This is a genomic window from Phytoactinopolyspora endophytica (genome assembly GCF_004138495.1).
Classification (GTDB): domain Bacteria; phylum Actinomycetota; class Actinomycetes; order Jiangellales; family Jiangellaceae; genus Phytoactinopolyspora; species Phytoactinopolyspora endophytica.
Map to the genome: position 1 here is coordinate 76,539 of NZ_ML142858.1, position 8,535 is coordinate 85,073.

The 8,535-nt window shown below is 67.0% G+C and carries 8 protein-coding genes; 7 read left to right on the top strand and 1 reads right to left on the bottom strand.

Features of this window, described 5'->3' with window-relative positions:
- The first annotated feature begins 486 nt into the window (after positions 1-486).
- Entirely contained in the window at positions 487-1,140 is a 654-nt protein-coding gene (locus ELR45_RS19390; protein WP_129667845.1) for an SDR family oxidoreductase, read from the top strand.
- Between the two features lie 8 nt (positions 1,141-1,148).
- On the opposite strand, the gene ELR45_RS19395 is transcribed toward ELR45_RS19390, so the two are convergent.
- Positions 1,149-1,955, bottom strand: a complete 807-nt coding sequence (locus ELR45_RS19395; protein ID WP_129667846.1) for an alpha/beta fold hydrolase — start codon at positions 1,953-1,955, stop codon at positions 1,149-1,151.
- 155 nt (positions 1,956-2,110) lie between these two features.
- On the opposite strand from ELR45_RS19395, the gene ELR45_RS19400 reads away from it, so the two are divergent.
- The 6 genes from ELR45_RS19400 to ELR45_RS35490 form a co-directional block, all read left to right on the top strand.
- Positions 2,111-2,710: a TetR/AcrR family transcriptional regulator gene (locus ELR45_RS19400; protein ID WP_205856881.1), complete on the top strand. Its 600-nt coding sequence runs from the start codon at positions 2,111-2,113 to the stop codon at positions 2,708-2,710.
- Between the two features lie 63 nt (positions 2,711-2,773).
- Positions 2,774-4,144 carry an adenylyl-sulfate kinase gene (cysC, locus tag ELR45_RS19405; RefSeq protein ID WP_205856882.1) on the top strand — a complete coding sequence of 457 codons (1,371 nt, stop codon included), beginning with the start codon at positions 2,774-2,776 and terminating at the stop codon, positions 4,142-4,144.
- Positions 4,145-4,504: 360 nt separating this feature from the next.
- Positions 4,505-5,479, top strand: a complete 975-nt coding sequence (locus tag ELR45_RS19410; protein ID WP_129667848.1) for a coiled-coil domain-containing protein — start codon at positions 4,505-4,507, stop codon at positions 5,477-5,479.
- A 270-nt stretch (positions 5,480-5,749) separates the two neighbouring features.
- On the top strand, positions 5,750-7,333 hold the full coding sequence (locus ELR45_RS19415) for an acyl-CoA mutase large subunit family protein (protein WP_129667849.1): 1,584 nt from the start codon (positions 5,750-5,752) through the stop codon (positions 7,331-7,333).
- 116 nt (positions 7,334-7,449) lie between these two features.
- The gene (locus tag ELR45_RS19420; protein ID WP_129667850.1) at positions 7,450-8,163 is read left to right on the top strand and encodes a hypothetical protein; all 714 of its coding nucleotides are present in this window, start codon (positions 7,450-7,452) and stop codon (positions 8,161-8,163) included.
- 129 nt (positions 8,164-8,292) lie between these two features.
- Positions 8,293-8,535, top strand: a 243-nt coding sequence (locus ELR45_RS35490; protein WP_165367930.1) for a hypothetical protein, incomplete at its 3' end; no start/stop codon positions are given.

The window sequence follows — 8,535 nt, forward strand, 5'->3', positions numbered from 1 at the left end:
GGGCCGCCACGGCGAACGGGCGCATCGCCGGGGGCGCGGTGAGGTCGAGGGCTGTCACGGAACCGGTACGAGCGTCGGCGACGGCTGAGCGGAGTGTGGGGTCGCCGTCGTCGTCCAGCAGGGTGTGGAGCAGACCTGTGAGCGTCATGATCCTTCGTCCGTCATCGGATGAACTCGATGGTCATCAAACCTGCCGGCCGGACAAGGACTTCCTGACGCTGACCTTCTGGCGTCCTGGTGCCCACCGGCGTTGACGATCATCGGACTAGCGCGCCCGCGAGGGCGCACGACATCGCCCCCGACTGCGAAGCGGTGGGGGTGACGGACCCGAGTGTAGTGGCACTGTGCCCGGTTGGCACGCCTGAAATCTGCCGGTCGGATGAACGACACATGGAGGGTGATCATGCGTGCCGATACCGCCCGACACAGTGCCGGACGCCCAACCGTGGCACGCCGGGGCGTCGATGCTGACGTACGGTGTGGTCTATGCGAGTAGTGATCGCCGGCGGGCATGGGCAGATCGCGTTGAGTCTCGAGCGGCAGCTCACGCTCCGCGCCGACGAGGCGATCGGCCTGGTGCGTAACCCTGACCATGCGGCGGATCTCGCCGACGTGGGGGCGACCGCGGTCGTCCTCGACCTTGAGCAAGCGTCCGTCGACGAGGTCGTCGCCGAGCTCCACGGCGTCGACGCGGTCGTGTTCGCCGCCGGAGCGGGACCAGGCAGCGGCGCGCCCCGCAAAGACACGGTCGATCGTGGCGCGGCGGTTCTGATGGCGGATGCGGCCGAGCAGGCGGGCGTGCGGCGCTACATCTTGATCTCCTCGATGGGAGCGGGCGGAGAGCCCCCGCCCGGCACGGACGACGTGTTCGCTGCGTACCTGCGGGCCAAGCGCGCCAGCGAAGAAGACCTGCGCATGCGCGACCTCGATTGGACCATCCTGCGTCCCGGGCGGTTGACCAACGACGACGGCACGGGCCGGGTCACGCTGTCCGACTCCGCGCAGCGTGGTGCTGTGCCGCGGGAGGACGTCGCCGCCGTCGTCGTCGGCCTGCTTGATACGCCGTCCACCGCGGGTGCGACGCTGGAGCTGGTCGCAGGCGACGTTCCGGTCGCGGAAGCAATCGCCCAGCTTGCTTGAAACGGTTCCTAGCCGTCGTTCTCACTTTCGGCAAAGAACTCTGCAAGGACCGGCGCGAGGATGTCGTCAGGCACAACATGCCCCTGGCCTTCGAGGCTCTGGTGGCGTCCATTCTTCAAGGCGGCCGCGATCGCCCGGCCCACGTCGATCATCCAGTCCGGGGTCTCTCCGCCAGTCAGGACCAGCCCGGGGACGGACACGCCACGGGCCTGGTCGGCGGGGGTCAGGCCGGCTCTGCTGCGAGGACTCATGACTTCGAAGGGGTCGTAGGTCAGGGTCGGTGCGTTGGCGATCATCGCCGGGTCTTGGCTCATGTGTGTGACGAGCTCTTCGGGCAGCCCGGTTTGCGAGAAGAAGGTCTCGATAGCCTCGCTCCTACGGTCCTGGGCGAGCAGCCTCCTTATCTTCTCGCCCTCCTCTTCCTCGAATTGACGCTGCTCAGGGGTGTCGGGGCCGAATGGTGGCTCGTGCAGGACGAACCGGTCGATGGGGAGGCCACGTTCTGCCGCGTGGAGGACCAGGCCGGCACCTGACGAGTGGCCGTACACCGACGCGGTGCCGCCCGACGCGGAGATCAAAGCGTCGAGATCCTCGATCTCACGGTTCACGGCGTACGGGGCTGTGTCACCGCTGCCGCCACGGCCGCGCCGATCGTAGTTGACGACGGTGAAGCGCTCGGCCAAACGCTCAGCCAGGGACCGATACGTCGTTCGGTCCTGGAGTGCGCCTGCGACGAGGATGACCGGCCGGCCGGTTCCGAAACGGTCGAACACGATCCGGGTTCCATCCTTCGACGTGACCTGTTCCTCGGGCATCGGTGCCTCCTAGAGCCGTCCTGTGAAACTAAACTAAACGGTACGGTAGCAGGGCGAGCAGGGCCGCCTCAACACTGAACCGTTTAGTAAACTGCTTCGCCAAAGGAGGGCCGACGATGGACAGGACAGCGACAGAGGCCGGTACTGGCCGTTCCGTGCGCAAGCGGGCGACGATTCTCGAGGCGGCGCGCGCCGTGTTCCTCAGCAACGGATATGCCGGCGCAAGCATGGACGAGATCGCCGCTCGCGCAGCCGTGTCCAAGCCGACGGTCTACAAGAACTTCGGTGACAAACAGGGCTTGTTTACGGCCATCATCACCGGTGACATCTCGGAGGCCGAGCAACGTTCACAGACGTTCGTCGAGGCGCTGTCGCGCAGCGAGGACATCGAGGTGAGCCTACGTAAGTTCGCCCGCCGTCATATCACCGTGGTGACGCAGCCACACCTGATCAAGATCCGTCGCCTGGTCATTGCCGAGGCCGATCGCTTCCCTGAGCTGGCCCGCACATGGTACGAAGCCGCACCAGGCCGCGCCCATGCCAACCTCGCCGAGCTGTTCCGGGAGATCGCCGAGCAGGGACGGCTGAACGTGCCCGACCCGATGCTCGCCGCCGAGCACTTCAACTGGCTGGTCCTGTCTATCCCGCTCAACAAGGCGATGTTTCTTGGCAGTCACACCCATTTCAGCCGTACCACTTTGCACCGCTATGCCGATGAAGCCGTCCGCATCTTTCTCGCCGCCTACGGAGCTTGATCATCGCGCCGACGGCCTGGTTGCCTCGATGTAGCGCGCCAGTGCCCACGTAGGCTTAGGCGCGTGAACGATGCGCCCGTGACGCAACCGCCGAGCACCACGCCGGATCCGGTGACGCTGGCCGAGGTCGAGCTCGCCTTGTTCGGCATCGGATCGATGACGGTCACCGTCCATGTCCCGCCGAAGATTGGGGGCGAGGCGACGCAGACCGGCCGGATGATCATCACTGACCGCGAGGGCGCCCCGGTCGCCGCGCTCCTCGTCGGAACCGTGTCGGGCAGCTTCGGTGTGCCCGCTCCGTCGGCGGGCGACGCTGCGTCGGGGGATGCCGAGTCCGGGGACACGGACCGAGACGTCACCATCCCGATATCTGGTTCGGTCGAGCGCATCAGCGGCGGAGGCGATGAAGGCTCAGCCGATGAGCATTCGCCGGGCCCGTATCCGTGGCTGCGGCTCACCCCTGGTCAGGCTCGGTTCGACGGGGCGGCGGCAATCGTCGGGCATGACCCCGTCGACGTATACGCCCTCGATGCGGTCGACCCGGATCGTGCGCTGCTGCTCGCTGTGCTGGACGGGCCGCGAGCAGTACCCGGGCCGGATGCGCCGGCCGTCGTGCGTGCCGCCCTGGGTCTGTGTGACCGGCTGCGAGAGCAGGGCCGATCAGCGGACGTCGTGCTGGTACCGGCCCCTCAGTATGGCGACGCGCGTGACGACAAGGTCGCGGACGCGGTGGCCGAGGCGTACGGCACGGAGCGGGTGCGGGCCGACCGGGCGCCCAACCGTGAGCAGCTCTTCGCCGGGCTCGACGGGCGAGCTGAACTGCCGGTCTCCGAGTGGCCTCGGTCCAGTCTCGACGCATGGCGGCGGTGGCGGCCGCCGCGGAGCGAGCGTGGTCTCGTCGTCTTCTTCACCGGCTTGTCCGGTTCGGGCAAGTCGACGGTGGCCAGGGCCGTCGTCGACCGGCTGAACGAGATGACCGACCGGACCATCACGTTGCTTGACGGTGACATCGTCCGCCGGCACCTGTCGGCCGGGCTTGGGTTCTCGCGGGTCGACCGGGACCGGAACATCGAGCGGATCGGCTTCGTGGCGGCTGAGATCGCCCGGCACGGTGGGATCACCGTCTGCGCTCCGATCGCCCCGTTCGCGGCGACGCGGGCCCGGGTGCGGGCCATGGCCGAGGCCGGCGGAGACTTCCTGCTGGTGCACGTCGCGACGCCTTTGGAAGAGTGCGAGCGCAGGGACCGCAAGGGACTCTACGCACGAGCTCGCAAGGGCGAGATCGCCGACTTCACCGGCATCTCAAGCCCGTACGAGGAACCAGACGACGCAGACCTAGTCCTCGACACTACGCACGTCACCATCCCGCAAGCCCGTGACACCGTGCTCGACCTGCTGTCGAACGGTGGTTGGGTCCGTCCGTACGGAGCATAGCGCTGTAGGCGTCAAGTCAAGCTAGACAGAAAACGTCAAGCGTACTCTTGACGGTCCCGGGGTAAGAAGTACCAACGCGAAGCCAGTGGAAACATGTTCATGGTCGTCGTATCTTCGAACGCGTGATCATCCGTTGCATCGCTGATGTTCCCGAGGAAGACACGGTCCCGGCGACAGGGCAAGGGCCCTGTAGGGCAGTTGAGGAGTCCGCTACCAGGCTGAGCGCGGACCGGCTATGTGCAGAAAAAGTTGCGGCCCCGGCGACATGGCCTGAAGACCAGGGGTCCACCGGGGCGTCTGCCGGCCACAATATCAAGCGGGCCGCGTGCCATGCCGGTGTCGATCGTGCAGGCTAGGGGCATGGACGTCGACGAAGCGGTGGCTGAGCTGTATGGGCTCGTGCCCGACGAGTTCGTGGCTGCCCGCAACGCCATGGCCAAGCGCGCCAAGGCGGAGAACGGGCGGGAGGCTGCCGCCCAGATCCAGGCACTGCGCAAGCCCACGCTGGCAGCCTGGCTGGCGAACCAGCTGGTCCGACAGCATGGCGCGGACCTGCGCGAGCTCCTGACGGTAGGCGACGACATGCGGGACGCGACGGCTGCCTCGGATGGGCAGCGTCTGCGGGAGCTGACCTCCCGACGTAAGGAGCTGGTCGACGGTCTGCTCATCCAGGCCCGGCGGACGGCTGAGGAGGCCGGACTTCGGGCCGGCGACGACGCGGTCGAGGCGTTGAATGAGACGCTGCTGGCCGCGACGGCGGACCCGAGGGCGGCGGCGCAGGTCGAAGCCGGCCGGCTCACCCATCCCTTGCAGCACGTCGGGTTCGGCCCGTTCGGAGCGTTCGGCGGCGACGCGGACGTCATCTCGTTGAGCGAGGTCCGGGAGGCTCGCGGGCAGCGGACGCGGCCCGCCGATACCGCCGCGGGCGCGGGTGCGAAGGTCGACGACGGCCGTCGCGCGAAGACCAAGCGGCCGAAGGCCGACCGGGATGGCGACAAGGCCGCCGAAGACGTTGAGGAAGATGCCGAACGCGAGCGGCGGCTGGCGCGTGAACGGGAGGAAGCCGAGGATGAGCTGCGCGCTGCCGAAAAGGCCGTCGAAGCCGCGTCCGATCGCGTCGAAGCGGTCCTGACCCGTCTCGACGAGCGTCGACGCGTCGCGGAACGCGCCGAGTCCGAGGTGGAACGGCTGACGGCGGAGCTGGAGTCCGCCCGCCGCGACCTCGATCACGCGCAGGCCGACGTGCACGGCGCGGAGGAGGAACTCGACGAAGCTCGGTCCGAGGCGGAGGCGGCTCTGCGCCGTCGCCAGACCGCCAAGCGCCGCCTTCCATGATCATGAACAGTAACCGTGCTATGTACACGGTTACTGTTCATGATCACGGGAGATGGTCGAGTGTAGGTGTGAAGTATCTCCTGTTGTGCACATTCTCACCGCCGTACCATCCGAAGAGTCACTACGGTTGAACGACGATCTGTGATGTGAAGACGCTGGTGTCCGATGGCGTAACCATCCCGCCACGAGGCATGTCCGACAGGCACACCGCACGATCCACACGACCATCGATCTGCCGGCGAGCAGCACGTCGGTCAAAGTGAGGCGATCATGAGCGCGACAACGGAGTCCGGTCTGCCGTTCGAACCCGTCTACGGCCCCGATGCACTCCACGGCTGGGAGCCGGAGCAGCAGCTGGGAGAGCCGGGTACGTACCCGTTCACCAGGGGCGTCTACCCGAGCATGTACACCGGCCGGCCATGGACCATGCGCCAGTACGCCGGTTTCGGCACTGCCGCGGAGTCCAACCAGCGCTACCACCAGCTGGTGGAGGCGGGCAGCGGAGGACTCTCCGTCGCTTTCGATCTGCCCACCCAGATGGGATACGACTCGGACGCTCCGCTGGCCAAGGGTGAGGTCGGCAAGGTCGGCGTGGCCATCGACTCGGTCGAGGACATGCGCACCCTGTTCGGCGGCATCCCGCTGGACAAGGTCTCCACGTCCATGACGATCAACGCTCCGGCGGCTCTGCTTCTGCTGATGTACCAGCTGGTCGGCGCGGAGCAGGGGATCGGCGGGGAGAAGCTCACCGGAACCATCCAGAACGACGTGCTCAAGGAGTACATCGCCCGCGGCACCTACATCTTCCCGGCGGCGGCGTCGTTGCGTCTGGTCAGCGACATTTTTGCCTACTGCCGGACGGAGATCCCGCGGTGGAACATGATCTCCATCTCCGGTTACCACATGGCGGAAGCGGGAGCCACGCCCGTTCAGGAGGTGGCGTTCACGCTGGCCAACGCCCGCGAGTACGTCCGTGCGGCGCTCTCGGCCGGGCTGGACGTCGACGAGTTCGCACCGCGCCTCTCCTTCTTCTTCGTCTCCCGCACCTCCATCCTCGAAGAGGTCGCCAAGTTCCGCGCGGCCCGGCGGATCTGGGCGCGGATGATGCGCGAAGAGTTCGGCGCGCAGAACCCGAAGTCGCAGATGTTGCGGTTCCACACCCAGACTGCCGGTGTGCAGCTCACTGCCCAGCAGCCCGAGGTCAACCTGGTCCGGGTGGCGGTGCAGGCGCTGGCAGCGGTGTTCGGTGGAACACAGTCGTTGCATACGAACGCCTACGACGAGGCGATCGCGCTGCCCAGCGAGAAGGCCGCGCGGTTGGCGTTGCGCACGCAGCAGGTGCTGGCACACGAGACGGACGTGACCCGGACCGTGGATCCGTTCGCCGGGTCGTATGCCGTCGAGTCGATGACCGACGAGCTCGAAGAAGCCGCCCAGGACCTGATGCGACAGGTCGAAGACCTCGGCGGGGCCGTCGCCGCGATCGAGCGCGGGTTTCAGAAGAGCGAGATCGAGAGGTCCGCCTATGCCATCTCCCAGCAGATCGAGTCCGGCGAGCGAACTGTCGTCGGTGTCAACGCGCATACCGGGGATGGGGAGGAAACGCCATACGAGCCGCTCCGGGTCGATCCCGAGCTGGAGGCGGCGCAGGCGGAACGGCTGGCGCGTCTCCGGGAGACTCGGGACGCGTCGGCGGTGGATCGCGCGCTCGGTAACCTGCAGGCGGCGGCGACGGGGGATGAGAACGTCATGGTCCCGATGCGCGAGGCGCTGGCCGCCAGGGCGACCGTCGGCGAGGTGTGTGACGCGCTCCGCGAGGTGTGGGGGATGTACCAGCCGCCGTCGAGCATCTGATCGGCGTTCGTTCTCTTGAGATATCGTCAGGCGCGGTAGCGGGCTGGCGTCTGGATCACGAGATGTGCCTCCGACGTGCGGGCCCGCCTAGACACGTGCTGACGGAGGGAACCACGGTGCCTGTGATCACGGCAGCCGGACGAGCAGCGTCGGTGTTGTCCGCCGTGGCCGTCCTTGTCCTGACGGGGTGCGGCGGTGGCGGTGAGGAGCCGGTAGGCCTCGAGACCGAGGCGGGCCTCGCGACGACCGCACCACCCGACGAGGGAGGCGACGAGCCGACGCCCACGAGTGAGCCGACGTCTACCGAGCCCGCAGATGGCGGTGGCGAAGAGGTGGATCCGGAACCCACGTTCACCCAGCCGCACATCCCGGGCGACGATCCGTCCGTGATCGATCTGCCCAAGGAGCTGGACGTTGAGCCGCCCAGCGAGGTCAGCGGCGAGGAGCAGGAGGTCTTGCAGGCCGCGGGCCGATTCATGGCGAGCTGGCAAGCCATCTTGTTCGGCGCCGATGAGGAACAGTCCGGCATCCGCGACACTGCCACTGGAGCCATCCTCGACAGCCTGGTCAGCTTCATCGCGCAGGCGGAAGAAGAGAAGTGGGTGTTCACAGGTGACCCGATGGAACTCACGGCGCGGTCGGTCTCGGTGGACGGCGATCAGGCCGATGTCGAGCTATGTCTGGCGTTCCCCGGCTGGATTGAGATCCGTGGAGGTGGCGTCACGCCCTACCCGTCGCCGGAGCGATACGCCCTCGAGCTCGAGCGCGCAGGCGACGGCTGGGTGACGTCCAACACGCAGGAGCAAGACGCCGCTCCATGTGACCAATAGACAAATCCGGCATGACCATCTGGGCTATATTCTGTCCAGATTGGGCAAGATCCTGTTAGCCTGCCGATGTTCCATGACGTTGTGACTACAAGAGGTATGCGGCCTATGCGGACGAGGTATCGACTTGGGATGGTTGCGGCCCTCGCCGCCGCGGCGCTGCCACTTTCGGCAACGGCCGTCGCCCTCCCGCCCGATGGTGATGGCGACGAGGACGGCTACTCGGTCGAAGTCGAGGTGCTCTACAGCGGTGATGGGGCTCCTGAGGGAGGAGGGTCTTACTACGAGTACGTCGAACCTCTGTGCTACTGGGGTCCCTTCAAAGGGGCAGGCGGCCCGGATGTCGGCGATGGCACGGACATGGAGAAAGTTCTC

What these genes read in the sequence shown, in the direction of transcription:
- ELR45_RS19410 (WP_129667848.1), top strand. Translation starts at nt 4,505, where the DNA reads ATGGACGTCGACGAAGCGGTGGCTGAGCTGTATGGGCTCGTGCCCGAC.
- ELR45_RS19395 (WP_129667846.1), bottom strand. Translation starts at nt 1,955, where the DNA reads ATGCCCGAGGAACAGGTCACGTCGAAGGATGGAACCCGGATCGTGTTC.
- ELR45_RS19415 (WP_129667849.1), top strand. Translation starts at nt 5,750, where the DNA reads ATGAGCGCGACAACGGAGTCCGGTCTGCCGTTCGAACCCGTCTACGGC.
- ELR45_RS19390 (WP_129667845.1), top strand. Translation starts at nt 487, where the DNA reads ATGCGAGTAGTGATCGCCGGCGGGCATGGGCAGATCGCGTTGAGTCTC.